At 63.1% G+C, this 25,820-nt stretch carries 24 protein-coding genes and 1 riboswitch; of the genes, 10 read left to right on the top strand and 14 right to left on the bottom strand.

Annotation, left to right across the window (positions count from 1 at the left end):
* The 5 genes from gspD to GTP45_RS20520 are packed head-to-tail and all read left to right on the top strand — an operon-like array spanning nt 1 to nt 7,747.
* Nucleotides 1-2,214: a type II secretion system secretin GspD gene (gspD, locus tag GTP45_RS20540; RefSeq protein ID WP_161015726.1), complete on the top strand. Its 2,214-nt coding sequence runs from the start codon at nt 1-3 to the stop codon at nt 2,212-2,214.
* Nucleotide 2,215: 1 nt separating this feature from the next.
* Nucleotides 2,216-3,637 (top strand): type II secretion system ATPase GspE, encoded by a 1,422-nt coding sequence (gspE, locus tag GTP45_RS20535; RefSeq protein WP_161015725.1) that lies wholly within the window; start codon nt 2,216-2,218, stop codon nt 3,635-3,637.
* Between the two features lie 2 nt (nt 3,638-3,639).
* Complete coding sequence (gene gspF, locus GTP45_RS20530) at nt 3,640-4,860, top strand: type II secretion system inner membrane protein GspF (protein ID WP_161015724.1); 1,221 nt, start codon at nt 3,640-3,642, stop codon at nt 4,858-4,860.
* An 11-nt stretch (nt 4,861-4,871) separates the two neighbouring features.
* Nucleotides 4,872-5,486: a type II secretion system protein N gene (locus GTP45_RS20525; protein WP_161015723.1), complete on the top strand. Its 615-nt coding sequence runs from the start codon at nt 4,872-4,874 to the stop codon at nt 5,484-5,486.
* Nucleotides 5,487-5,494: 8 nt separating this feature from the next.
* Nucleotides 5,495-7,747 (top strand): patatin-like phospholipase family protein, encoded by a 2,253-nt coding sequence (locus GTP45_RS20520; protein ID WP_161015722.1) that lies wholly within the window; start codon nt 5,495-5,497, stop codon nt 7,745-7,747.
* Here the strand turns inward: GTP45_RS20520 and GTP45_RS20515 are convergent.
* From GTP45_RS20515 to GTP45_RS20470, 10 genes are all read right to left on the bottom strand, one after another.
* Nucleotides 7,737-8,483 (bottom strand): helix-turn-helix domain-containing protein, encoded by a 747-nt coding sequence (locus tag GTP45_RS20515; RefSeq protein WP_161015721.1) that lies wholly within the window; start codon nt 8,481-8,483, stop codon nt 7,737-7,739. The genes GTP45_RS20520 and GTP45_RS20515 overlap by 11 nt on opposite strands.
* A gap of 177 nt (nt 8,484-8,660) precedes the next feature.
* Nucleotides 8,661-9,995 carry an ATP-dependent protease ATPase subunit HslU gene (gene hslU / locus GTP45_RS20510; RefSeq protein ID WP_161015720.1) on the bottom strand — a complete coding sequence of 445 codons (1,335 nt, stop codon included), beginning with the start codon at nt 9,993-9,995 and terminating at the stop codon, nt 8,661-8,663.
* Complete coding sequence (gene hslV / locus GTP45_RS20505) at nt 9,992-10,534, bottom strand: ATP-dependent protease subunit HslV (RefSeq protein ID WP_072788154.1); 543 nt, start codon at nt 10,532-10,534, stop codon at nt 9,992-9,994. Before hslV ends, hslU begins: the two co-directional genes overlap by 4 nt.
* 69 nt (nt 10,535-10,603) lie before the next feature.
* Nucleotides 10,604-11,908, bottom strand: coding sequence for an STAS domain-containing protein (locus tag GTP45_RS20500; protein ID WP_161015719.1), 1,305 nt, complete (start codon nt 11,906-11,908; stop codon nt 10,604-10,606).
* Between the two features lie 70 nt (nt 11,909-11,978).
* Entirely contained in the window at nt 11,979-12,425 is a 447-nt protein-coding gene (dksA, locus tag GTP45_RS20495; RefSeq protein ID WP_161015718.1) for an RNA polymerase-binding protein DksA, read from the bottom strand.
* Between the two features lie 57 nt (nt 12,426-12,482).
* Complete coding sequence (locus tag GTP45_RS20490; protein WP_161015717.1) at nt 12,483-13,544, bottom strand: CobW family GTP-binding protein; 1,062 nt, start codon at nt 13,542-13,544, stop codon at nt 12,483-12,485.
* Nucleotides 13,545-13,657: 113 nt separating this feature from the next.
* Nucleotides 13,658-14,593: a tyrosine recombinase XerC gene (gene xerC, locus GTP45_RS20485; protein WP_161015716.1), complete on the bottom strand. Its 936-nt coding sequence runs from the start codon at nt 14,591-14,593 to the stop codon at nt 13,658-13,660.
* A gap of 5 nt (nt 14,594-14,598) precedes the next feature.
* A complete protein-coding gene (locus GTP45_RS20480) occupies nt 14,599-15,267 on the bottom strand; it encodes a DUF484 family protein (RefSeq protein ID WP_161015715.1) in 669 nt (222 codons plus the stop codon).
* A gap of 116 nt (nt 15,268-15,383) precedes the next feature.
* Entirely contained in the window at nt 15,384-16,436 is a 1,053-nt protein-coding gene (locus GTP45_RS20475) for a porin (RefSeq protein WP_161015714.1), read from the bottom strand.
* 3 nt (nt 16,437-16,439) lie between these two features.
* Entirely contained in the window at nt 16,440-16,649 is a 210-nt protein-coding gene (locus GTP45_RS20470) for a hypothetical protein (RefSeq protein WP_161015713.1), read from the bottom strand.
* Nucleotides 16,650-16,795: 146 nt separating this feature from the next.
* On the opposite strand from GTP45_RS20470, the gene GTP45_RS20465 reads away from it, so the two are divergent.
* Entirely contained in the window at nt 16,796-18,328 is a 1,533-nt protein-coding gene (locus GTP45_RS20465) for a tetratricopeptide repeat protein (RefSeq protein ID WP_161015712.1), read from the top strand.
* Here GTP45_RS20465 and dapF read toward each other — a convergent pair.
* From dapF to GTP45_RS20450, 3 genes are read right to left on the bottom strand one after another with little or no spacing between them, the layout of a single operon-like run.
* Nucleotides 18,325-19,188: a diaminopimelate epimerase gene (gene dapF, locus GTP45_RS20460; protein WP_161015711.1), complete on the bottom strand. Its 864-nt coding sequence runs from the start codon at nt 19,186-19,188 to the stop codon at nt 18,325-18,327. The genes GTP45_RS20465 and dapF overlap by 4 nt on opposite strands.
* A gap of 7 nt (nt 19,189-19,195) precedes the next feature.
* Nucleotides 19,196-20,074 carry an LpxL/LpxP family acyltransferase gene (locus GTP45_RS20455; protein ID WP_161015710.1) on the bottom strand — a complete coding sequence of 293 codons (879 nt, stop codon included), beginning with the start codon at nt 20,072-20,074 and terminating at the stop codon, nt 19,196-19,198.
* On the bottom strand, nt 20,071-20,931 hold the full coding sequence (locus tag GTP45_RS20450; protein WP_161015709.1) for a lysophospholipid acyltransferase family protein: 861 nt from the start codon (nt 20,929-20,931) through the stop codon (nt 20,071-20,073). Before GTP45_RS20450 ends, GTP45_RS20455 begins: the two co-directional genes overlap by 4 nt.
* Before the next feature lie 186 nt (nt 20,932-21,117).
* Between GTP45_RS20450 and metK the strand changes: the two genes are divergently transcribed.
* From metK to metF, 4 genes are all read left to right on the top strand, one after another.
* On the top strand, nt 21,118-22,284 hold the full coding sequence (gene metK, locus GTP45_RS20445) for a methionine adenosyltransferase (protein WP_161015708.1): 1,167 nt from the start codon (nt 21,118-21,120) through the stop codon (nt 22,282-22,284).
* 55 nt (nt 22,285-22,339) lie between these two features.
* Nucleotides 22,340-22,407: riboswitch (S-adenosyl-L-homocysteine riboswitch) on the top strand.
* Nucleotides 22,408-22,435: 28 nt separating this feature from the next.
* Nucleotides 22,436-23,863 (top strand): adenosylhomocysteinase, encoded by a 1,428-nt coding sequence (gene ahcY, locus GTP45_RS20440; RefSeq protein ID WP_161015707.1) that lies wholly within the window; start codon nt 22,436-22,438, stop codon nt 23,861-23,863.
* A 63-nt stretch (nt 23,864-23,926) separates the two neighbouring features.
* Nucleotides 23,927-24,283: a phage holin family protein gene (locus GTP45_RS20435; protein ID WP_161016156.1), complete on the top strand. Its 357-nt coding sequence runs from the start codon at nt 23,927-23,929 to the stop codon at nt 24,281-24,283.
* A complete protein-coding gene (metF, locus tag GTP45_RS20430; RefSeq protein WP_161015706.1) occupies nt 24,270-25,097 on the top strand; it encodes a methylenetetrahydrofolate reductase [NAD(P)H] in 828 nt (275 codons plus the stop codon). The genes GTP45_RS20435 and metF overlap by 14 nt, the downstream gene beginning before the upstream one ends.
* An 84-nt stretch (nt 25,098-25,181) precedes the next feature.
* Here the strand turns inward: metF and GTP45_RS20425 are convergent, their stop codons facing one another.
* A complete protein-coding gene (locus GTP45_RS20425) occupies nt 25,182-25,799 on the bottom strand; it encodes a 5-formyltetrahydrofolate cyclo-ligase (protein ID WP_161015705.1) in 618 nt (205 codons plus the stop codon).
* Between the last annotated feature and the right edge of the window lie 21 nt (nt 25,800-25,820).

Raw genomic sequence — 25,820 nt, 5'->3', positions numbered from 1 at the left:
ATGAAAAACCAGTTCGTGAGCAAACCCAATCTTCCTGCGCTGCGCCGTTTGAGCGCAGGTGCGATGCTGTGCTGCGCGATCAGCGCCGCGCCGACCGCCGCGCTGTTGCTGCCCGTGGTGGCGCATGCTGCGGCCGACGACGCTGCGCTGAACTTTGTCGGCGCCGACATCGAGTCGGTCATCAAGGCAGTGGGCCACTACACCAACATCACCTTCGTGATCGATCCACGCGTGAAAGGCACGCTGACCGTGGTCTCGGAAAAGCCGGTGACCAAGTCGCAGGCCTTTAGCCTGTTGACCTCCGCGCTGCGCCTGCAAGGCTACGCGGTGGTCAGCGGCGACGGCTACGCCAAGGTGGTGCCGGAAGCGGACGCCAAGCTGCAAGCCGGCCCGACGCAGGTCGACGGCACGCAGGCCAAGGGCGATCAAATCGTCAGCCAGATTTTCCGCTTGAATTACGAGTCGGCCAACAACGTGGTGACGGTGCTGCGTCCCTTGATTTCGCCGAATAACACCATCAACGCCAACCCTGGCAACAACAGCGTGGTGGTGACCGACTACGCCGACAACGTCAAACGCCTGGCTAAAATCGTCGCTGCGCTGGATGCGCCGGCGGTGGCAGACCTGGACGTGATCCCGGTGCGCTACGCCATCGCCAGCGACCTCGCGGCCATGATGAACAAGCTGCTGGATTCTTCCGGCGGCGCTGCCGATGGCGGCAAGACCTCGGTGCTGGCTGACCCGCGCACCAACTCGCTGGTGCTGCGCGCACCGTCGGCGGCGCGCGCCAACCTGGCCAAGTCGCTGATCGCCAAACTCGATCAGCCGACGCAGGAATTGGGCAATGTGCACGTGGTCTACCTGAAGAATGCGGAAGCCACCAAGCTGGCGCAGACTTTGCGCTCGGTGGTGTCGGGCGAAGTGTCGCAGCAGAGCGCCAGCGGCAGCACCAACTCGCAGACTGGCAACAACAATAGCGGTGGCTTCGGCAGCAATAACAACAACAGCACCGGCAGCAGCAACACGTCCGGCGGCGGCAGCACCGGCCCAAGCAATCCGCTGCTGAGCGGCTCGGGCAGCAACCAGCAGCAGGGCAGCGGCGGCGGTTCGGCCGGTTTCATTCAGGCCGACGCCAGCACCAACACCCTGATCATCACCGCGCCGGAATCGGTGTACCGCAACCTGCGCGCCGTGATCGACCAGCTGGACGTGCGCCGCGCGCAGGTCTACATCGAGTCGCTGATCGTCGAAGTCACGTCCGACAAGGCGTCCGAGTTCGGCGTGCAGTGGGTCGGCGCCAGCGGCAACGCGAACAGCACCTACCGCATCGGCGGCCTGCAATCGTTCACCACTGGCGGCACCGATAGCGCGCTGACCTCGATCTACGCCAACAAGGGCGCCGGCATTCCGAACAACGGCCTGTCGATTGGGGTCTTCAAGCAGATCGGCGGCGCGCTGGGACTGGGCGCGCTGGCGCACTCGCTGGAATCGGACGGCAACGCCAACATTCTGTCGACGCCAAACATGGTCACGCTGGATAACGAACTGGCCACCATCCGCGTTGGCCAGAACGTGCCTATCCTGACCGGCCAGTTCACCACCACGTCGGGCACCAACAGCAATCCATTCCAGACCATCGACCGCAAGGACGTCGGCCTGACGCTGAAAGTACGCCCGCAGATTTCCGAAGGCGGCACCATCAAGCTGGCGATTTACCACGAGACGTCGAGCGTGGATAAGTCGACCCTGACCGCGCAATCGGGCATTACGCTGAACAACCGCGTGATCGAAAATAACGTGATCGCCGATGACGGCCAGATCATCGTGCTGGGTGGCCTGATTGAAGATACGGAAGGCGACGGCACCGACAAGGTGCGCGGCCTCGGTGATATCCCTGTGCTGGGCAACCTGTTCAAGTCGCAGTCGCGCACCCGCAAGAAGACCAACCTGATGGTGTTCCTGCGCCCGGTCGTGATCCGCAACAAGGAGCAGAGCACCAGCCTCGCCACCGACCGTTACGACTACATGCGCAGCCAGCAGGAAGCGATCAAACCGCCGGACAGCATCCTGGTGCAGGATCTCGGCCAGCCAGTGCTCCCTAAGCTGCAAAACGGCGCGCCGGTCAGCGGCGGCGCGGTTGCCGCACCTGTGCCGCCGGCGCCTGTCCCCGTCCGCGCGCCGGGCGCCGCCGAAAACGTCAAGCCGCAGCAGTGATATGAGCAACCTTCTCCCTTACGCCTTCGCCCGCGATTTCGTGGTGCTGGCCCAGCACAGCGAAGATGCGGAACACACGGTCGATGTGCTGATGTGCGGCGCTACCGCGCCGGCGGCGATTGCCGAGGTGTCGCGCCGCTTCGGCCGCATTCAGCTCAAGCACATGACGCGCGCCGATTTGGAAAGCGCGATCGCTGCCGCTTACGCCAGCTCGGGCGCCAACGCCTCCATGGTGGCGGAAGAATTCGACGCCGACCTGGATTTGACCAAGCTGCTGCAAGACGTGCCGGCGATTGAAGACCTGCTGGAATCGTCCGACGATGCGCCGGTGATCCGCATGATCAACGCGCTGCTGACGCAGGCGCTGCGCGACGGCGCTTCCGATATCCACATCGAGCCGTTTGAGCAAACGTCCGTGGTGCGCTTCCGAGTCGACGGCACGCTGCGCGACGTGGTTCGTCCGCGCAAGGCGATTCACGGTTCGCTGATTTCGCGTATCAAAATCATGGCGCAGCTGGACATCGCCGAAAAGCGCCTGCCGCAGGACGGCCGCATCACGCTGCGCATCGGCGGCAAGCCGGTGGACGTGCGTGTCTCGACGCTGCCGACCGGCCACGGCGAACGCGCTGTATTGCGTTTGCTGGACAAGGAAGCGGGCCGCCTCGATTTGAATCACCTCGGCATGAGTGAAACCATGCTGCCGAAGTTCGATTCGCTGATTAACCAGCCGCACGGCATCGTGCTGGTGACCGGCCCTACCGGCTCCGGTAAAACCACCACGCTGTACGCCGCGCTGTCGCTGCTGAACGCCACCACCACCAACATCATGACGGTGGAAGATCCTATCGAGTATGACTTGCCGGGCGTTGGCCAGACGCAGGTCAACCCGCGTATCGACATGACCTTCGCCAAAGCCTTGCGCGCGATTCTGCGCCAAGACCCGGACGTGATCATGATTGGTGAGATCCGCGACCTTGAAACTGCGCAGATTGCGGTGCAAGCCTCGCTGACCGGTCACTTGGTATTGGCGACGCTGCACACCAACGACGCTGCTGCTGCGGTAACCCGTTTGCTGGATATGGGCATTGAACCGTTCCTGCTGTCGTCCACTTTGCTGGGCGTGCTGGCGCAGCGCCTCGTGCGCAAGCTGTGCCCGAGCTGCAAAACCTACGACGGCAAGTTGTGGCATGCGGTCGGCTGCGAACACTGCGGCCACACCGGCTACCAAGGCCGCGTGGGCGTCTACGAATTCCTGGAAACCACGGAGCAAATCCGCGCGCAAATCCACAACCGCGCATCGGAAGCGGAAATCAAGGCCGCTGCGATAGGCGACGGCATGCAGACCATGCGCGAAGACGGCGAACGTTGGCTGGCCAGCGGCACCACCACGCAGGCCGAGTTGATGCGCGTGACTAAGGACTAGGCATGCCAGCATTCCGTTATGAAGCCGTTGATGCCGGCGGCGCCACCAAGAAAGGCGTCCTGAATTCGGACAGCGCCCGCTCGGCGCGTTCCGAGTTGCGCACGCAGGGACTGGTGCCGCTCAAGGTCGAGCAGATCGCCGCACAAGTGGATTCTTCCGGCGCGGCCAAGCGCCGTGGCTTTGGCGAGGTTTTAAGTTCGACCGAGCTGGCGCTGTTCACGCGCCAGCTGGCAAGCCTGCTGGAAGCGGGCCTGCCGCTGGAACAGGCCTTTACCGCCTTGCTGGAACAGGCGGAACGTCCGTACCTGCGCGACCTGATTGCCTCGGTGCGTTCGGAAGTGATCGGCGGCGATTCGCTGTCGGTGGTGCTGGGCCGCCATCCGCGCGACTTCGCTGAAATCTACCGCGCGCTGGTGGCGTCCGGTGAGCAGATCGGCCAGTTGTCGCGCGTGCTGTCGCGCCTTGCCGACTACATTGAACGCCGCAACGCATTGATCCAGAAGGTGCGCTTGGCCTTTACCTATCCGGCGATTGTGACGGTGGTGGCGTTTTCCATCGTGATCTTCCTGCTGACCTACGTGGTGCCGCAGATCGTTTCGGTGTTCGCCAACACCAAGCAAAAGCTGCCGTTCCTGACCATCGTGATGCTGGCGGTGTCGGACTTCGTGCGCAGCTACGGCATCGTGGTTGGCATTGCGCTGATCGGCGCCTGGTTCGCCTGGCGGCGCGCGCTGCAAAACATCGCGCTGAAACGGCGCTGGCATACCTGGCTGCTGACCGCACCGCTGTACGGAAAATTTGAGCGCAGCTTGAACACGGCGCGTTTCGCCAGCACCTTGGCGATTACCACCGGCTCCGGCGTGCCGATTCTGCGCGCGCTGGAAACCAGCCGCGATACGCTCAACAACGTCGCCATGCGCGAGCTGGTGGAAGAGGCCAGCGACGCCGTGCGCGAAGGCGTGAGCCTGGCGCGCGCGCTGTCGGCGCAGAAGCACTTCCCGCCGATGCTGGTGCACATGATCCGCGCCGGTGAAATCACCGGCGAACTGCCGGCCATGCTGGATCGCGCCGCCGCCGCGCAGGAATCAGACCTTGAACGCCGCACGCTGACCATTGCCGGTCTGCTGGAGCCGGCCCTGATCCTGGCCATGGGTATCGTGGTGCTGCTGATCGTGCTGGCGGTGCTGATGCCTATTATCGAAATTAATCAGCTGGTACGCTGATAAAGGACACCATGAAGCGTTTGCCTTTAATCCTTACTGTTCTCGCCGTGGTGCTGTTGTCGGCATCGCTGGCGTATTGGGGACTGCAGTTGTTCAAGCCGCAGCAGCGCGCGATTGCCGCGCCGCCCGCGCCGCCGCCGATGGGCGTGAATCTTGATGCGGCCAAAGGCCTGTTCGGTGGACAGGTCAGCGTGGCCGCGGTCAGCAATTACCAGCTGAAAGGCGTGGTTGCTGCGCGCGGCGAAGATAGCGCAGCCATCATCTCGGTCGATAGCAAGCCGGCCGTGGCGCTGGCGGTCGGCAAAGAAGTGCTGCCGGGCGTGATTGTGAAAGAGGTGCACGCGCGCCACGTGATCTTGTCCGAAGGCGGCGTGATGAAGCGTGTTGATTTGCCGAGCGACGCCGGCGTGTCGAGCGGGCCGGCGATGCTGCCGGGCGCCATGGGGCCGCTGCCGGCAACCGTGCCGCCGCCGGTGGTGCAGCCTGCGGCGCCGGCGCCTGCTCCAGTTCCGCCACCTTCATCGACACAGCAAACCCCGGGCCAGCCGCCGGCCATCCCGCAGCAGAACGCCCAGACCACGCCGCAGCGCGGCATACAGCCCATCCCCACCAACGATCGTCAGTAGGATAGCCCATGGCTTATTTCCGAACCCTGGCCGCAGCTTTATGCTGCGGCTTTTTCTTGTCCACCGCCTTGGCTGCACCTGCGCCGGCGGCGGTGCAGCCCAACGCCACTTCGGTCGCGCCGGATGCATCGATCAAGCCGCGTCCTAAAGTAGCCTTGGTGCTGTCCGGCGGCGGTGCGCGCGGCTTCGCGCACATCGGCGTGCTGCGCGCCTTGCAGGAATTGCGCATCCCGGTTGATATGGTGGTTGGCACCAGCATGGGCAGCGTGGTTGGCGGCGCGTATGCTGCCGGCAGTTCGGTCGATCAGCTGGAGCAGCTGGTGCGCCGCACCGACTGGAATGCGGTGGTGGCGGATCGCCCGCCGCGCGATGAACTGGTGTATCGCCGCCGCGAAGAGGACTTGCTGCTGCCGTCGCGGATTGAATTCGGCGCACACTTGGACGGCGTGTCGCTGCCGCCTGCCGCTGCCGGTAACGAGGCGCTGGAACTGGCGCTGACCCGCGTGCTGCCGCCTGGTGCGCGCGACAAGCCGGCCAATCTGCTGCAATTGCCATTCCGTTCCGTCGCTTCGGATTTGGTCACGGGTGAGTTGGTGGAGTTGAACGATACGCCGCTATTCCTCGCCATGCGTGCTTCGCTGGCGGTGCCGGGCGTGTTTGCGCCGGTGCGCGTCAATCAGCGCTTGCTGGTGGATGGCGGCTTGGTGCGCAATCTGCCGGTCGATGTGGCGCGCGAGATGGGCGCGGACATCATCATCGCGGTCAACGTCGGCACGCCGCTGGCGCAGGAGAAGGAGTTGGTCAGCGCGGTCAGCGTGGCCCAGCAGATGCTGCAAATTCTGACCGAGCAAAACGTTCAGCGCTCGCTGAAGGAGCTGCGTCCAAATGACATCCTTTTGCAACCAGACCTTGGCGGCATTGGCTTCCTTGATTTTGCGCGTCATGACCGTGCGATGAAAGAGGGCGAAGCGGCGGTGCGCGCCATGAGCGCCAAGCTGGTGGCGCTGGCTTTGCCGGAAGCGCAGTATGCGGCGTACGAAGTGAATCGCTCGTCGGCGCCGATCGCCATCGACCAGCCGGTCAAGCTGACTAAATTGGAAGTGGCGGCCAGTGGCCGCATCAATCCAAAAGAACTGGAAGTGCAAACGGGCCTGCAACTGGGCCAGATGGTGACCAGCGAGCAGGCTACGCAAGCAGGCAATCTGCTGTTTGGCCGCGGCGACCTCGCGCGCGTGGAAACCGAGGTGCGCGATGATGAAAGCGGTCGCAGTGTGCTCATCAAACCAACCGAGGCCGATTGGGCGCACAGCCGCTTGCGCGTCGGACTTGAGCTGAATAGTGACTTCAGCGAGAACAGCGCGTTCCAGTTCAAGGCTATGCATGTGCTGTCGTCGCTCAACGACTGGGGCGCGGAGCTGCGCACCATCGCCAGCGTCGGCACCGAGCGCGTGCTGGGAACGCAGTTCTGGCAACCGCTGGGCGCCGGTTCGCAATGGTACGTGGCGCCGGCGCTGCAATATGGCTCGGGCGCGGCCGACATCTTCAACTCCAATGGCTTCCGCCAGGCGCGCTACTCCTACGATGTGAGCGTGGCTCAGTTATCGCTGGGCCGGCAGTTGGGACGCTGGGGCGACTTGCGCTACACCGTGGCGCGGCAGGTCAGCAATGCCCATCTGGCGATCCCGGAAGACTTGACCAATCAGCGTGCGCTCCAGACCGTGCAAGAGCTGAGCTTCAACGTCGATACGCTGGACACCATCGCCTTCCCAACGCGCGGCACGTTGTTCAGCCTGGAGTGGCAACGCGCCGTGGAAAAATCACGCAACGAAGCGCCGGTGCCGACACGGCAGCGGTTGCAAGCGCTGGAAGCCTTCCACACCGGCCGCTGGGCAGGCCATGTGTATGCGGAATGGGCGCGCAGCCAAGGCGGCGCGACCGACAATAATCTGGGCGGCTTCCTGCGCTTGTCCGGCACCACGCCGGAGTCGGTGGTGGGCAGCCGCACGGTGCTGGGCCGGGTGGTGATGGCGCGCAGCATCGGCGCCATGCCGGCCGCGCTGGGCGGCGACGTCCGCCTCGGCTTTTCGCTGGAAGCCGGCGGCGCCTACAGTCCGGCCGACCCGCTACGCTGGGGCAAGCTGAAGCAAGCAGCCAGCGCCTTCATCTCGGTCGACACCCGCTTCGGCCCGCTCTACCTCGGCACCGGCACCACCAAAGGCGGCAAAAGCAGCGGCTACCTGTTCCTCGGCCCTATCTGGTAGAGGCGCTGCGGCGCAGGGCGGTGAAGGCGGCGAATTCCCAGGAGCGGAAGCCGATTAGGAGGGTGAAGCCGTCGCGGTCTTGCGGTGTCAGGCGGCGGTCGCCTTGGTGCAGCCGGGCTAGTTCGCCGGCCAGTTGCTGGATGCGGCCGACCAGTTCTTGCGCGCTCGGCTGCGACAGGCGCGCCGGCAGGCACAGCAAGGTTTCACCATCGCCGTTGAAGCTGCCGCCGAAGTAGTCGTCCACCACATGCTCGCGGAAGAATTGCTGCACCGGGCCGTCCGGCAGCCAGCGGAAAGCGTTGGAGACGCGCAGGCGGTAGCGGTTCAGCGGCTTCAACTCAATCAATCCCAAACGATCGAGTTCGGCCAGCAGGACGATGCATTCCGGCTCGGTGAGGTCGTAGGTTTCCAGCACTTGCTCTACCGTCCAATGGCCGAGGCAGCTAATGGCCATCAGCAGCAGCTTGGGATTGGCCAGCAGCGATTTTTCCTGCGTCAGCGTCAGGCGATCCGCTTGCGGCGTGGCGTCGGCGGCGCCGCGCAGCACGTCTTCCATCGGCACGCCGGCTGCCTTGCAGATTTGCGCCAGCCGCGACAAGGACATGTCCTGCTGCCCGAACATGCGCTTGACGCTCGACTCGCTCATCGAAATGCGTTCGGCCAGCATTTTGTAGGTCACGCCCGCAGCCCGCATCTGGGTGCGCAGCACTTGCAGCAGCAATTCCGGTGAGCTCATCTTTCGCCTGGCTAGAAAAACAAAAAGGTATCGTAACACGATACCTTTAGGCTTGGAAACTAGTTCGCGGAATAATCTGTTAGTACATCGCGCGCGCATGAGGCACACTGTAGGCATACACCGGGAGCGGGAGCCATGACCGGCCCCCGCCGAAGGTGATCCTCTTACGGCACGAACTTACAGCACATACCGCGACAGGTCTTCGTTGACCGCCAGCGCGTCCAGACGGGCATTCACGTAGGCCGCATCGATCACGATGGTTTTGCCGGTGTCTTCGGTGGCCGTGAACGACAACTCTTCCAGCAGCTTTTCCATCACCGTGTACAGACGGCGCGCGCCGATGTTTTCGGTACGCTCATTGACCGAGTAGGCAATCTCCGCCAGGCGGTTGATGCCTTCCGGCGAGAACTCCAGCTTGACGTCCTCGGTTGCCAGCAAGGCCTCGTACTGCTTGGTCAGGCAAGCGTCGGTGCTGGTCAGGATGCGTTCGAAATCGGCTATCGATAGCGACTCCAGTTCCACCCGGATCGGGAAGCGGCCTTGCAGCTCGGGAATCAGATCCGACGGCTTGGCCAGATGGAAGGCGCCCGAAGCGATGAACAAGATGTGATCGGTCTTGATCATGCCGTACTTGGTGTTGACGGTGGTGCCTTCCACCAGCGGCAGCAAGTCGCGCTGCACGCCGGCGCGCGACACATCGGCGCCGCCCACTTCCGAACGCGAAGCAATCTTGTCGATCTCGTCGAGGAACACGATGCCGTTTTGCTCGACGTTCTGGATGGCCTTCTGCTTCATCTCGTCTTCGTTGATGAGCTTGGCGGCTTCCTCGTCGATCAGGAACTTCATGGCTTCCTTGATCTTGACCTTGCGCGCTTTCTTGCGCTGCGAGCCGATGCCGGAGAACATGGACTTGATCTGCTCGGTCATTTCTTCCATGCCGGGCGGCGCCATGATTTCCATTTGCGGGCCGGCGTCGGCCAGCTCGATCTCGATTTCCTTGTCGTCCAATTCGTGTTCGCGCAGACGCTTGCGGAAGGTTTGACGGGTAGCGTCATCCTTGGGCGCTTCCGAGCCCGCCGGCGTGAAGCCGAAATCGCGCGCCGGCGGCAGCAGGATGTCGAGCACGCGGTCTTCAGCCGCATCTTCGGCGCGGGTGCGCACCTTCGCCATTTCCGACTGGCGCGTTTGCTTGACGCCGATATCGATCAGGTCGCGGATGATGGTGTCCACGTCGCGGCCGACGTAGCCGACTTCGGTGAATTTGGTCGCTTCAATCTTGATGAACGGCGCATCGGCCAGCTTGGCCAGGCGGCGCGCGATCTCGGTCTTGCCGACACCGGTAGGCCCGATCATCAGGATGTTTTTCGGCGTGATTTCGTGGCGCAGCGGCTCCTCAACTTGCTGACGGCGCCAGCGGTTGCGCAGCGCGATGGCAACGGCCTTCTTGGCCTTGCCTTGGCCCACCACGTGTTTGTCGAGTTCGCCGACGATTTCCTGCGGGGTCATGTTCATGCTGGATCCAGTGTCTCAATGATGTGGTTCAGATTGGTGTAGATGCACAGTTCACCGGCGATGGTCAGCGATTTTTTGACCACCTCCGCCGGCGACAGTTCCGTGTTCTCCACCAGCGCCTTGGCGGCCGACTGGGCGTAGGTGCCGCCCGAGCCGATGGCGCCGACGCCGTCTTCGGGTTCCAGCACGTCGCCGTTACCGGTGATTACCAGCGTCGACTCGGCATCGGCCACCAGCAGCATCGCTTCCAGGCGGCGCAGCACGCGGTCGGTGCGCCAATCCTTGGCCAGCTCAACGGAGGCGCGCAGCAGATTGCCCTGGTGCTTTTCCAGCTTGCCCTCAAAGCGGTCGAGCAGGGTGAAGGCGTCGGCGGTGCCGCCGGCAAAACCGACCAGGACCTTGCCTTGGTAGACCTTGCGCACCTTGCGGGCCGTGCCCTTCATGACGATGTTGCCGAGCGTGACTTGGCCATCGCCGCCGAGCGCGACTTGCTTGCCGCGACGCACGCACAGAATGGTAGTGCCGTGAAATTGTTCCATAGTTACCTCAAAGTAATGATGCAGACTGCCTCAAGGCTGAAAAGTGGGGCTGGAAACTAAAAATGCAAGTCAGTACTTGTGGGGATATATGCGCGCCAGGTTGGCGTAGCCTAGCAATCTTAACAGCGCGGTGACCAGGTGGTTGACGTCGCGGAAGGCGATTTTGCGGCCTTCCTGCGCAGCGGCCAGCTCTTGCAGCGCGCTGTGCAGCTGGATCGCGCAGGCGTAGTCGATGCGGGCCAGCCGCGAGCAGTCGAACACCAGCGCCGGGTACTGTTCAGCATACTGCTGGATGGCCGGTAGTAAAGCGCCAAGTTGCTGTTCTATGATCGGCGGCAACATGAAACGGTCGGGCGAGGCCGACACGTGTTGCGCCGGCGCCATGGCGACCTTGTGCGGCGGCGTGAACGAGGGCGGCGAGACTTCAAACGTCACGCAGTAATCCATGCCGACCTGCTCGAATTCTTTTTCGCGGTTTTGCAGTTGCAGCAGTTCCAGCAACAGCAGCCAGACGGCTTCGCCCTCGTCGCGGCGACCGATGGCGAGGTTGCTGCGCAGATGGGTGGTGAGGGCAGCCGCGCCGACCAGGATCAGTTCGCGCTGCTGTTGTTGCAGCTGGCGCAGGGTGCCCAGCAGCAGCGCCGCGCCGTCGGCGTTGACGGCCGCCACGCGGGTGAACTCCAGCCGCAGCACCGGGTTGGCGCCGGCCAGGCTGCGCAAGCGATCGAGCTGCGGCGCAATGTGCGGGCCCAGCGCGCCGCTGAAGGACTCGGTCGGGGTCAGCCCGGCCCAGTCCGGCGACGTGGCCGATGGCGCGGCCATCGCCTGCCATGGCGGCGGCGAGGTTTCAAAGGTGCTGGCGTAGTCGATCGACAGGTTGTCGAAGGCGTCTTGCTGGCCGCTCACCTGGTACAGATCGAACAGCATCCACCATGCGGCGCGGTCGCTGTTCTGGCCGGCGGTCTCAGCCACGGCGGCGGTCAGCATTTGCTGCGCCACGGCGGTCTGGCCGTTGGCGTACAGGATGGCGATTTCTTCCACCACCGGCGTGCTGTCGTCGGCGCTGGCCAGCGGCAGTTCGTCGGTCAGCAGCAGGGTGGTGGGGATGCCGCTGAAGTCGTCGTCCGCGTCGGCGGCGCGCAGCGGACGTGGCGGGCGCTGGCTGCCCCACGCCGGTTCCGGCAAGTTGAAAATATCGGCCGCCATGGCCGATTCAATCGCGTCTATCTTCATGGCGGTGGCGCGGGCGATCTCGCGCTGGCGCGCGGCCTGGCTCTGGCGTTCGGCCTCGCTATTGGCGGCCAGCCGCGCCTGCTCGTCGTCGGTCAGCGGCGGCAGCGCATCGGTTTTCTTGAAGAGAGAGAACAATCCCATAGCAGCATAGTGTAGCCGTAAAAAAAGCACGCGGGGTTAAGCGCGTGCTTTTTGGATGCTGCGGGCGGGATTAGTCGCCGTACAGCTTTTGCTTTAGTTCGCGGCGCTGCTGCGCTTCCAGCGACAGGGTGGCGGTGGGACGCGCGATCAGGCGTGGAATGCCGATCGGTTCGCCGGTTTCCTCGCACCAGCCGTAGTCGCCGCCGTCGATGGCAACGATCGATTGCTGGACTTTTTTCAGCAGCTTGCGCTCGCGGTCACGGGTACGCAGTTCCAACGCGTGTTCTTCCTCGATGGTGGCGCGGTCAGCCGGATCCGGTACCAGCACGGTTTCGCGCAGGTGTTCGGTGGTTTCGCCGGCATTTTTCAGCAGCTCTTTTTCCAAGGCTTGCAGTTTCGCCTTGAAGAAAGCCATTTGAGCAGGATTCATATAATCCTTGTCATCCATCGCCAGAATTTCTTCTTCGGTCAGGATGCGCTCAGGGGCTGCGGGGGTCGATTTATTAGTTTTGGTCATAACTTCGCTTACCTTCGATACGACAGAGTTGTCATCAACATACAAAACCCGGATAGTTTATACCAGACATTGTTCCAAACCGCTAATAAAGATGTCTTTGGGCAGATTTTTACCAATAAATACCATTTTGCTGCCACGAACGTCGTTTTCTCCCCATTTTGCGCCGAGGTCGCTGCCCATGATCTGGTGCACGCCCTGGAATACTACCTTGCGATCAGCGTCCTGCATGAACAATACGCCTTTGTAGCGCAGCATGCGAGGCCCGTACACATTGACCAGGCCGCCGAGGAACTCGTCCAGCTTGGCCGTGTCGAACGGGCGGTTGCTCTTGAACACGAAGGCCGCGATGTCGTCGGTGTGGTGGCCGTGGTGGTGATCGTGGTGATCGTGATGATCATGGTGGTGGTGATGGTCATGGCCGCAGTGTTCGTCGTGCACATGGCCTTCCTCGTGCGCTTGCTCGGTCAGCAGGAAGTCGGGATCGAGTTCCAGCTTGTCGTTGAGGTTGAAGCCTTTCAGATCCAGCACCTCGCTGATCGGGGCACGGCCGAAATCGGACTTGCTGACCGGCGCGCGCGGGTTGATGCGGGCCAGGCGGGCGGTCAGCGTGGCCAGCTGTTCCTCGCTCACCAGGTCGGTCTTGGACAGCAGCAGCTTGTCGGCAAAACCGACCTGGCGCTGGGCTTCTTCGTGCTGATCCAGCTGATCCATGGCATGGCGGGCGTCGACCACGGTCACCACGGCGTCCAGCATGTAGTGAGTGCCTACTTCCTCGTCGACGAAGAAGGTCTGCGCCACCGGGCCCGGATTGGCCAGGCCGGTGGTCTCGATCACCACGCGGTCGAACTGGATCTCGCCGGCTTCGCGCTTTTGCGCCAGGTTGCTCAAGGCCACGATCAAGTCGCCGCGCACGGTGCAGCAGATGCAGCCGTTGTTCATTTCCACAATTTGTTCGCCGGTGTCCTGCACCAGGATTTCATTGTCGATGTTTTCCTGGCCGAATTCGTTCTCGATGACGGCAATCCGCATGCCGTGGTCTTCCTGCAGGATGCGGTTGAGCAGCGTGGTCTTGCCGGCGCCGAGGAAGCCGGTGAGGATGGTGGTAGGAATCATAGCCATGGGTCTTGTCAGTCTTTTCAAAATGCACAAATGCAATCGGCTGATTATGCCGGAATTTTTCCGGCACTAGCAATTCGCCTGATTGAGCAATATCAGCACGCGTCGCCGGGAATCTACTTCAGTTTAGCGCGTGGATGGGCTTTGTCGTAGACCTCGGCCAGGTGCTGGAAGTCCAGCGCCGTGTAGACCTGCGTTGAGCTGATGCTCGAGTGGCCCAGCATTTCCTGCACCGCCCGCAAATCGCCCGACGATTGCAGCACGTGCGAGGCAAACGAGTGGCGCAGCATGTGCGGGTGCACGTGCACCGGCGCGCCGCTGGTCACGCCATGCTGCTGCAAGCGCTGCTGGATCACCCGCGGCGACACGCGGGTGCCGCGCGTACTGAGGAACAGGGCGTTGCTGCCGTCGGCGGGCGCTGGGCGCACCGCCAGCCACGCTTGCAGCGCCGCCAGCGCTTCCTTGCCGACTGGCACGGTACGGCGCTTGTTGCCCTTGCCGGTGACGGTCACTTCCTGGTTGCCGGCTTCCACCCAGCCGAGGCTGTCCTTGGCGGGCGTCACGTCCAGCCCGGCCAGTTCGGAGACCCGCAAGCCGCTCGAGTACAGCAATTCGAACATGGCGCGGTTGCACAGCTCGGCCGGTTCGGGCGAGGCGCCGGCTGTGGGGCGCGACGGCGCCACCAGCTGCACGGCGTCATCCACCGACAGCGCGCGCGGCAGGGTCTTGGCACGTTTCGGCGCGCGCACGCCTTGCACCGGGTTGGCGGCCAGCGGCGTCTGCTCGCTGAGCCAATTGAAAAAGCCGCGCCAGCTGGACAGCTTGCGGGCGATCGAACGGGGATCGAGTTGCCGCGCGTGCAGCTTGGCGGTCAGGCGGCGGATGGCGTGCTGGTCGATGCGCGACCAGTCAACCGCGCCGGACAGCGCCGCCAATTCGTGCAAATCGCGGGCGTAGGCGGCAACGGTGTGCGCCGACAGCTGGCGCACGCCTTTCAGGTGGGCGAGGTAGGCGTCGATCCAGGCCAGCTTGCTGTCTGGAGCGTCGCTCATGGCGCTCAGGCCAGCAGCCAGGCCAGCGCGGTGCTGGAGGTTTCGCCGATGTGGACCAGGAAATCGGTCGCCATCAGCGAGGTGAAGCGGTTGGCGTCTTGCGAGCCCATGATCAGCAGGCCGAAGGCTTGCTTGTCGCCCGGCTTGCGCAGCGGGATGATGACGGTCGATACCACGGCGCTTGGATCATCGAGCCAGCGCACCGCCTCGAAGTCCTTGTTGGCGCCGCAGTATGGGGCCAGCAGGCTGTTGGCAAAGATGCGCGCGTCTTCCGACACGCCCTTGACGAACCACTCGTCCAAGTAGTCGGGCGCGGTGCCCCAGATGCGCACGGTGGCTTGCGGTACCTCGAACGCGGTTTTCAAGCCGCCGGCAACCGCGTGCGGCATGGAGCCGACGTCTTCCGATTGCAACAGGATCTGCGTCCAGCGGTGGAACTTGTTGGCGATGGCTTCGTTTTCCGAGGCCAGGCGCATCAGGTTGCTCATGCGCAGTTCCAGCGTTTTGTATTTGTCGCGCAACACTTCCATCTGGCGTTCCTGCAGCGAGACGGCGCGGCCGGTCAGCGGGCTGGACAGTTTGATCTCTCCCAGCAAATCAGCGTGCTCTTCAAAGAACTGCGGATTATCGGAGAGGAATTGTGCAACAAGGGTGGAATCCAGTGGGGCGGTCATCGAGGTACTTGGTCTAGGCGTAAGTGGTGTGCAATTTTAAACGAAAAAAAACGGACATGGTGTCCCATGCCCGTCATTCCCCAACTCACGCTGGCAGTTCTTGCCGACTGCGCCGTTTAGAAGTTGTGGTGGATACCGACAGAGTAGAAATTGAAGGTGGTGGCCGGCGTGATTTTCTTGCGGGTGCCGTCCACATACAGGTAGGTGCGCGGCGACAGGTTGTAGTCGTAGCCGAGCGAGAATTGCTTGGTCTTGGCGATGGCCGCCGAGTTCAGCACGTTGTCCGGGGTCTTGCGGCCGATACCGGCACGGATCAGGCCGGCGCCGACGTTGTAGTTGGCGCCCACCAGCCAGGCCTTGGTGATCGGGTTGATCGGCACGCTGTTGTCCTGGTCCTGGCGCTGGTAGGAGCCCATCAGTTTCAAGTCCTTGGTGGCTTTGAACGAGGCGCCGACCGACCACAGCTTGGTTTCCACGGCGTTGCGCTCGTAGGCGCCATAGGCCGAGAACGGGCCCTGGGTCACGGTGGCACTGACCGAGTAAGGGTTGGTCTTGGCCATGGTGTTGGCCGGGAATTGCGGTGCGGCAGCCGTGCCGCGGCCGATGATGACCGGGTTGCCGTTGGCTTCCTTGGTGGCCACCGTCACGTTCAGCTGGAAGATGCCGCCGATCACCGGGCTGTTGTAGAACACCGCGTTGGAGAAGCGGTTCAGCGAGTTGCCGGCCACGCTCAGCGGGTCGGAGGTGTAGCCGGCCACTTGCAGGTCGGTCTGGTAGCCGGCCACCGCAGGCATGCCCGACCATGGTTCGTAGGCGGTGCTGGTTTCCTGGAAGGCCGTCAGGCCGCGACCGAGGCGGACAGTACCGAAGTCGCCTTGCAGGCCGACCCGGCTCTGGCCCTGGAACAGCGGACGCACGGTGCTTTCAATCACGCCGGTGTCCGGCTCGTAGCGGATTTCCAGTTGGAACAGGGCTTTCAAGCCGCTGCCCAGATCTTCCACGCCGCGGAAGCCCAGTTTGTTGTTGTCGCGTTTGCCGACCGCGGTCAGGTCGGTATCCGTGCGCCGTGAAACACCCGCGTCCAGCGTACCATAAATGGTCACGGACGATTGCGCGTGGGCGACGGAGAATACGCCCATGAGTGCCAGAGCCAACAAAGATTTCTTCATTTGTTATTCCTTTATAAGTGTAATTCTCATCCCCACCGCTGCGTGACCGCCGGTTGCTAGAACCTTAATTGGTCGCTGCCCGGTTTGTGCCGGAATGGTCGATTGTGACGGCTTGTTTTGGTCGAAAGCCGCAGAACCCGGGCTTCTTGTTGTATTTTTGAAACGCTTGTCAGCCCCGTCATTTCGCGCGTTTTTTGCGTGAATTGCTTTCATACGGGCATCAAAACAGCTCTAGCGTACAGGCGGAACAGGGGGGCAGCGCTTGTGCCAGATCAAGCCGGCGCGCTAATTGTTTAGTGTGTGGCGCAGATCGCACGCTACACTGGGGGCATAAGGGTCCAAAAAATAACACAGAGACGATGGCTAATCGAGAAGAGTTAGGGATCATCCGGGGCGCCCGCGCGGGAGACGCAGGCTGCCAACTGGCACTGGGCAAGTTGTACTTGTTCGGCGGCGCTGGGTTGCCGCTCAACGTACCGACCGCCCTGCATTGGCTCAGCCGCGCCGCCCAGCAAGAGCAAGACGAGGCGTGGCAGCTGATCGGCAGCCACATTCCATTTGAAATTGCCCAACACAGCCTGCCCGACGCGCTGCGCTGGTACCAGCGCGCCTACGATGCCGGCATCGCCCAGGCCGGACTGGTGCTGGCGCAACTGGTGCTGCAAGGCCCAGCTTCGCCGGAGAGCACCGCCCTGCGGCCGAAGGCGCAGCAAGCACTGGAGGCCGCCGCGCGCGCCGGCTTGCCGGAGGCGCAATGGCTGTTGGCCAACCGCGCCGGCGGCCTGCCGCTGAGCGCACCGCCGCCGGTGCAGCGCAGTGCGCGTCCGCTGGCCGCGCGCCGCCCGGCGCAGCAAGCGTGGCGCGCCGACAACGTTATTTCATCGGAAGACGAGGCGCGGCTGGAACAACTGTGGCAGCAAGACCACACCGCGTTTTTGGCGCAGGCGCGGCCTTTGCTGCGCCGCCTGCTCGCCGGCGCCCCCGCCGACGCCGAGGCCGCCCGCAACGGCGATTGGCTACCGGGGCCGCCGCAAGTGCTGCTGCTGGCGCGCTGCGCCGAACTGCTGGCCGCGGCCGAGCCCGACGCTGAATTGCAGCAGTGCCGCGAGCTGGCGGCCTACGGCGGCGACCGCAATGCCCAGCTGGCGCTGGGCCTGTGGTTTGCGCGCATGGATGGCGACGGCAAGCGCCAGAGCCACGGCATTGCCGCCGTCAACTTCAAGCGCGCGATCCGCTGGCTGACCTTGGCCGGCGAACAGGGCTTGGCGGAAGCGTGGTTTGCGCTGTCGCGGATTTATTTGAAACCGGAGTTCTCGCAGCGCTGCGTGGCCGAGGCGCAAAGCTATCTCGAACGCGCGGCGGAAATGGGCCACAGCGGCGCTCAGCTGGAGTGCGGCATGTACGCGTGGCGCAACCGCCGCACCGACGAGCACAGCGACATACGCGCCGCGTACTGGCTGCAAAAAGCCGCAGCGCAGGGCTGCAAGGAGGCGGAAACGGCGTTGGCGCGCATCGTCGCCTCGCCCAAGGAGGCCGACTGGATGACCGATATCGTCACCTGCCTGACGCGGGAATTATTGGAAAGCCAGCCCTTGCTGGCGGCGCGGCTGGAGCTGGCCGCGCTGTTCGGCCTGAGCCGGGCGGAAGCATTGCTGCTCGATGTGAAAGCGGCCGACCAGGGCCATTGCCTGGTGGTCGATATCCGCGCCAGCTACGGCCGCAGCAAGCGCCGGCTGGTGCTGCTGCGCACGGCGCGCGAACGGCAGGCGCTCGACCGCATCGTGCGCCTGTTTGAATCGATCGACAGCGGCCCGGACGGGCTGGAAGGCAACTACCGCCAGCGCCTGTACCGGCTCAAAACCTGGCTGCCGGACGATTTGCTGGCGGCTTAGATTTCGATCTCGCCTTCAAACACGGTCACGGCAGGCCCGGTCAGCCATACCGGCGTGCCTTCGCCATCCCATGCAATCGACAGCTGGCCGCCGCGCGCGTCGATGCGCACCGGGCTGTCCAGCAGGCCGCGGCGAATGCCGGCCACGGCCGCCGCGCAGGCGCCGGTGCCGCAGGCCAGCGTTTCGCCGACGCCGCGCTCGAACACGCGCAATTTCACGTGCTGGCGGTTAAGAATTTGCATGAAGCCGGCGTTGACGCGCTTGGGGAAGCGCGGGTGATGTTCGATCAGCGGGCCGGTCAGCTCTACCGGCGCGGTCTCGACATCGTCGACAATCTGCACCGCGTGCGGATTGCCCATCGACACCACCGAAATCAGCACGCTTTCGCGCGCGCCGCCCAGTTCCAGCACCAGCGGCCACAGCGTGTCGCTGCCTTGCTGCTCGCCGTGCAAGCCTTCGGTTTCAAACGGCACCCGGCCCGGTTCCAGGATCGGCGCGCCCATGTCGACCGTGATGCTGCCGTTGGCTTCCAGGCGCGGCGCAATCACGCCGGCCTTGGTCTGCACGCTGATGCTGCGCTTGTCGGTCAAGCCTTTTTCCGACACGAACTTGACGAAGGCGCGCGAGCCGTTGCCGCATTGTTCGACCTCGCCGCCGTCGGCGTTGAAGATGCGGTAGCGGAAATCGCAGCCGGCCTCGGTTGGCTTTTCCACCAGCAGGATCTGGTCGGCGCCTACGCCGAAACGGCGGTCGCCCAGCAGCTTCCACTGCGCAGGCGTGAAATCGATGTGCTGGTTGACGCCGTCGATGACCACGAAGTCATTGCCGGCGCCGTGCATTTTGGTGAATTTCAGTTTCATGGGCGGTTTAGTGTTTGCTGTACAGCGAAGGCTCGCCATTCGGGCGCGTCTTGAAGCGTTTGTGGGTCCAGAAATATTCGGCCGGGGCTTCGCGCACGCGTTCCTCGATGAACTGGTTCATGCGGCGGGTGGCGGCCACAATATCCTCACCGGGATAATTGTCCCACACTGGGTAGAATTTCACACGCCATCCCTGGTAATTCGGCAGGAAGGTGGCAATCACCGGCATCACTTGCGCGCCGGTGGTGGCGGCGATGCGGGCGGTGGCGGTCAGGGTGGCCGCATCGATGCCGAAGAAGGGCACGAACTCGGCGTCCTTCTCGCCGAAATCCATGTCCGGCAGCATGAAGTAGGGCAGCTTGTCGCGCAGCGCGCGCAGGATGGGCTTGATGCCGTCCTGGCGCGTGAACAGTTTCACCGGCTTGAAGCGCGCACGGCCGGCGCGCAGCACCTTGTCGAAGGCGGCGTTCTTCTGCGTCACGTACATCGAGGAAGCGCTGGCTTCCATGGCGATCGAGGCGCCGGCCACGTCGAGGCAGACGAAGTGCGGGCACAGCAGGATGGTCGGCTTTTCGGTCATCTCGGCCACCGGGATCACGCCGTCCGGGTCGATGGTGATCAGGCGCTTCAGGCGCGACTCCGGCGCCCACCACAGCACCGCGCGTTCCCACACGCTGCGCGAGTAGGCCTGGAAGTGGCGGTGCGCGATATCGACGCGCTGCGCCTCGGTCAGCTCCGGCATGCACAGGCGCAGATTGGTCAGCGCGATATGGCGGCGCGAGCGCAGCACCATGAACAGCAAGCTGCCGATGGCGTCGCCAAAGCGGCCCAGCAGCGGTAGCGGCAGCCAGTGCAGCAGCCACATTATTCCCAACATCAATTTCATGCTTGATCCTTCGCCTTGGCCGCCGACGGCGCCTGAATGCCGTTCGGCACCTTGTAGCGGTTATAGCTCCAGTAATATTGCGACGGGCTGCGGACGATCAGGCGCTCCATGGCGTGGTTGATGGCCTGCGCCTGGGCGGCGCTATCGCCGTCCAGCGTCCCGTCAAAGGGCACGAAGCGTACCACATAGCCGCGTCCGCCCGGGAGGCGTTCGGCGTAGGTGATGATGATGGTGGCATCGCCGAGCTGGGCCAATTTGGCCGGCAGCGTCATGGTGTAGGCGTCGCGGCCGAAGAAGGTGGCCCACACGCCTTCGCCTTCCTGCGGCACCTGGTCGGGCAGCACGCCAACCGGCTGGCCCTTCTTGAGGAACTTGGCCAGCATGCGCACGCCCGACATATTGGCCGGCGCCAGCAGCAGGTTCTTGCGCGCGCGCGCGCCCTCGATCAGCGGTTTCAGTGCTGCTTTTTTAGGCGGGCGGTACATCACCATCAGCTCGGTGCGCAGCGCGATTTCCTGCGCCACGATTTCAAAGCAGCCCAGGTGTGGCGTCATGAACACAATGCCCTTGCCGGCGTCGAGCTCGGTTTGCACCAGTTCCCAGTTTTCCAGGGTGGCGTGGCGCGACACGCGCGCCGGGTCGGCGCACCAGATGAAAGGCAGCTCGATGATGCTTTTACCGGCCTCGGCGACGGCGGCGTGCAAGTGCTGCGCCATGCCGGCCTGGCGCATATTGTCGCGCATGCGGCGGCGGTAAGATGGCGAGGCCCAGTACACCAGCCAGCCCAGCGCGGCGCCGGCCGCGTGCAGTACGGGCAGGGGGAAAATCGACAAAAAACGGAAAATCGGTACCAGCATGGGGTGTGTTCAGCCTGTGTTAGGAGCAAGTTTTTTTAAAAAAGCGTAAAATACCACGTTAAGTAGGAGTAGTTCGTAGTACCGCTGAGTTAATGACAACTTGCGATGCGGGATATAAATATCGCTAAAGCGTCGCAAGCCGTGTTGGTATGCGACAAAATTTTTACACCATATCAGGAGCTTGCGATGTCTAATGATTATCTTTTCACCTCGGAATCCGTCTCGGAAGGTCACCCAGACAAGGTAGCTGACCAAATTTCCGACGCCATCCTCGACGCGATTCTGGCCCAGGACCCGAAAGCCCGTGTTGCCGCTGAAACGCTGTGCAACACCGGTCTGGTCGTGCTGGCCGGTGAAATCACCACCCACGCCAACGTCGATTATATTCAAGTCGCGCGTGAAACCATCAAGCGCATCGGTTACGACAATACCGACTACGGTATCGACTACCGCGGCTGCGCGGTGCTGGTGGCTTACGACAAGCAATCGCCGGACATCGCCCAGGGCGTGGACGAAGGCGCCGGTATCGACCTGGATCAGGGCGCGGGCGACCAGGGCCTGATGTTCGGCTACGCTTGCGATGAAACCGCCGAGCTGATGCCGGCCGCGATTCACTACTCGCACCGTCTGGTCGAGCGCCAGTCGCAGCTGCGCAAGGACGGCCGCCTGCCATGGCTGCGTCCAGATGCGAAGTCGCAAGTGACCCTGCGCTACGTGAACGGCCGCCCGGTAGCGGTAGACACCGTGGTGCTGTCGACCCAGCACGCGCCGGAAATGCAGCACAAGCAGATCGAAGAAGCGGTGATCGAGGAAATCATCAAGCCGGTGCTGCCGAAAGAGTGGCTGCAGGACACCAAGTACCTGGTCAACCCGACCGGCCGTTTCGTCATCGGCGGCCCGCAGGGCGACTGCGGCCTGACCGGCCGCAAGATCATCGTTGACACCTACGGCGGCGCCTCGCCGCACGGCGGCGGCGCGTTCTCGGGCAAGGATCCATCCAAGGTCGACCGCTCGGCAGCGTACGCAGCGCGCTACGTGGCCAAGAACGTGGTGGCAGCCGGCCTGGCGCGCCAGTGCCAGGTGCAGGTATCGTACGCGATCGGCGTGGCGCGTCCGATCAACATCACCGTGTACACCGAAGGCACCGGCGTGATCTCCGACGAGAAAATCGCCCAGCTGGTGATGGAGCACTTCGACCTGCGTCCGAAAGGCATCGTGCAGATGCTGGATCTGCTGCGTCCTATCTACGCCAAGACCGCAGCGTATGGCCACTTCGGCCGCGAAGAACCAGAATTCACCTGGGAACGCACCGACAAAGCCGCCATCCTGCGCGCCGCCGCCGGCCTGAAGTAAGCCTGCCTGTTCAGTAAAAAACGCCCTGCGGGGCGTTTTTTTTTGTTAAAATCCTCGCTCCGAGGAGCGCTGCGACGAACTTGATTCGCCAGGCTCGGAGATCCCCAACCGCGCTCACGTTACTTTTTTCAACTCATGAAAGGAGGGCGTGATGAACGCCGTACTCAAATCCGCTCAAGACTACCTGGTCGCCGACATCTCGCTGGCGCCTTGGGGTAACAAAGAAATCAAGATTGCTGAAACCGAAATGCCGGGCCTGATGGCGATCCGCGAAGAATTCGCCGCCGCCCAGCCGCTGAAAGGCGCCCGCATCACCGGTTCGCTGCACATGACCATCCAGACCGCTGTGCTGATCCAGACGCTGGAAGCGCTGGGGGCCGACGTGCGCTGGGCGTCGTGCAATATCTACTCGACCCAAGACCACGCCGCAGCCGCTATCGCCGCCAACGGCACCCCAGTGTTCGCGATCAAAGGCGAAACCCTGGACGAATACTGGGACTACACCCACCGCATCTTCGAATGGCCGAACGACGCAGCCGGCAACCCGGTCTACTCCAACATGATCCTGGACGACGGCGGCGACGCAACCCTGCTGCTGCACCTCGGCGCGCGCGCTGAAAAAGATATCTCGGTCCTGGCCGCACCTGGCTCGGAAGAAGAAATCTGCCTGTTCAACGCCATCAAGGCCCACTTGGCCAAAGACCCGTCGTGGTACTCCAAGCGCCTGCCGCACATCCTCGGCGTGACCGAGGAAACCACCACCGGCGTGCACCGCCTGTACCAGATGCACAAGGAAGGCAAGCTGGCCTTCCCGGCAATTAACGTCAACGACTCCGTCACCAAGTCGAAGTTCGACAACCTGTACGGCTGCCGCGAATCGCTGGTCGACGGCATCAAGCGCGCGACCGACGTGATGATCGCCGGTAAGATCGCCGTCATCGCCGGCTACGGTGACGTCGGCAAGGGCTCGGCCCAGGCGATGCGCGCCCTGTCGGCACAAGTGTGGGTGACCGAGATCGATCCGATCTGCGCCCTGCAAGCTGCGATGGAAGGCTACCGCGTGGTGACCATGGACTACGCCGCGGAACACGGCGACATCTTCGTCACCTGCACCGGCAACTACCACATCCTGACCGAAGAGCACATGCTGAAGATGAAGGATCAAGCCATCGTCTGCAACATCGGCCACTTCGACAACGAGATCGACGTCGCCGCGCTGAAGAAGTACACCTGGGAGAACATCAAGCCACAAGTTGACCACGTGATCTTCCCATCGGGTAAGCGCATCATCCTGCTGGCCGAAGGCCGCCTGGTGAACCTGGGCTGCGGCACTGGCCACCCTTCGTACGTGATGTCGTCGTCGTTCGCCAACCAGACCATCGCGCAGATCGAACTGTTCGCCAACACCGCCAAGTACCCGGTCGGCGTGTACGTGCTGCCTAAGCACCTGGACGAAAAAGTCGCGCGCCTGCAGCTGAAAAAACTGAACGCGCAACTGACCGTGCTGACCGAAGAGCAAGCGGCCTACATCGGCGTGACGCAAGAAGGCCCGTACAAGCCAGATCACTACCGTTATTAATCACCACTAAAAACGGGGCCGATGCTGATCATTGGCCCTGTTTTTTTGCAGCGAGAACTTCTTATGCGTTTGGTCCTTACCTGGTTAATCAATGCAGTTGCCTTGCTGGCAGTGCCTTACCTCATGCATTCCGTCGATGTCACAAGCATAGGCGCAGCCCTCGTCGCGGCTCTTGTACTAGGCTTGGTGAATACGCTGATACGTCCCGTGCTGCTGTTGCTGACTTTACCCGTGACCTTGGTGTCACTGGGCCTGTTCATCTTCATCGTCAACGGCTTCATGTTTTGGCTGGTGGCGCAATGGGTGGACGGCTTCCACGTCGACAGCTTCCTGTCGGCCGTCGGCGGCGCCGTGTTGTATAGCGTGATTTCCTGGGCTTTGTCGACCTTACTTTTGAAGAACCCAGATGGACAATCCTAACTTCAGTATCGAATTCTTCCCGCCAAAAACGGCGGAGGGTGCGGAGAAGCTGCGCGCCACGCGCGCCAAGCTGTCCGAACTCAAACCTAAATATTTTTCGGTGACCTTCGGCGCCGGCGGCAGCACGCAGCGCGGTACGCTGGACACCGTGGTCGAAATCCTCAACGCCGGCGAAGACGCCGCGCCGCACCTGTCCTGCGTGGGCGGCACCCGCGAGTCGATCCGCGAGATCCTCACCGAGTTCAAGTCGCACAACATCAAGCGCATCGTGGCGCTGCGCGGCGACCTGCCGAGCGGCTATGGCGCGGCCGGCGAATTCCGTTATGCGAATGAGCTGGTGGAATTCATCCGCCAGGAAACCGGCGACTGGTTCCACATCGAAGTGGCGGCCTACCCGGAAGTGCACCCGCAAGCGAAGTCGCCGCAAGACGACCTGCTGGCGTTTGAACGCAAGGTGAAGGCCGGCGCCAATGCCGCCATCACCCAGTACTTCTACAACGCCGACGCCTACTTCCAGTTCGTCGAGCAAACGCAGAAGCTGGGCATCAACGTGCCTATCGTGGCCGGCATCATGCCGATCACGAACTACACGCAGCTGATGCGCTTCTCGGATATGTGCGGCGCCGAGATTCCGCGCTGGGTACGACTCAAGCTGGCCAGCTTTGGCGACGACAGCGCATCGATCAAGGCCTTTGGCCTCGATGTGGTGAGCGGCTTGTGCGAGCGCCTGCTCAAGGGCGGCGCACCGGGCCTGCATTTCTACAGCATGAACCAGGCTGCGGCCACCACCGCGCTGTGGCAACGGTTAGTCTAACCCCCAAGCCTTACCCCCTGATGTAGCGCCAACTCGCGCAGCCACCCCGCAAACCGGAGACGTGGGGTCTGACCCCGTACGGGGTCAGACCCCTGCTGGCCGCAGTGCGGGTTGGAGGCCGCGGGACTCGGTAAGTATGCAGTCCAGCGCCACATCGTGTGCGTCTCCGGGAAACTGCACTTCAAGGCAGTCGTATGCGATACCCACCGTGCGCGGGCGGGGTTCCCGCGCCAGCGTGCGGTCATAAAAGCCGCCGCCATATCCCAAGCGATATCCCTGCGGATTGAAGCCGAGGCAAGGCACCAGCAGCGCCGGCGGATAAGCGGCCTGCAAGCGCAGATCGGCCGGCACGGCGACGCCCATCTTATCCTTCACCATCGCCTCGCCGATGCGCCAATCGGCAAACTCCAGCGCCGCATCTTTTTGCACCACCACTGGCAGCAGCAAGCGCGCGCCAAGGCGCTCCAGCTCTACGTAGGCGGCATGCAGATCCGGCTCGTCGCGCAGCGGCCAATACACCCCCAGCGCGGCAGGTTGCGCGGCCTGCCACCAGGCGATCACCTGTTCGCCGATGGCGCGATCCCACTGCGCGCGCGTGGCGCTATCGATGGTGCGCCGCGCGGCCAGCAGCTGCTTCCTTAAATCCGCCTTCTGGACTGGTGATTCGGCATCGCTGCGTGGTATTCTAGGAATGCTGGTCATAATTGATTCAAGTCTTAAGAG

It is taken from the genome of Duganella rivi, from assembly GCF_009857435.1.
GTDB classification, from domain to species: Bacteria; Pseudomonadota; Gammaproteobacteria; order Burkholderiales; family Burkholderiaceae_D; genus Rugamonas; species Rugamonas rivi.
The sequence above is the reverse complement of the archived record's forward strand: the minus strand, read 5'-3'. Positions and strand labels throughout refer to the sequence as shown.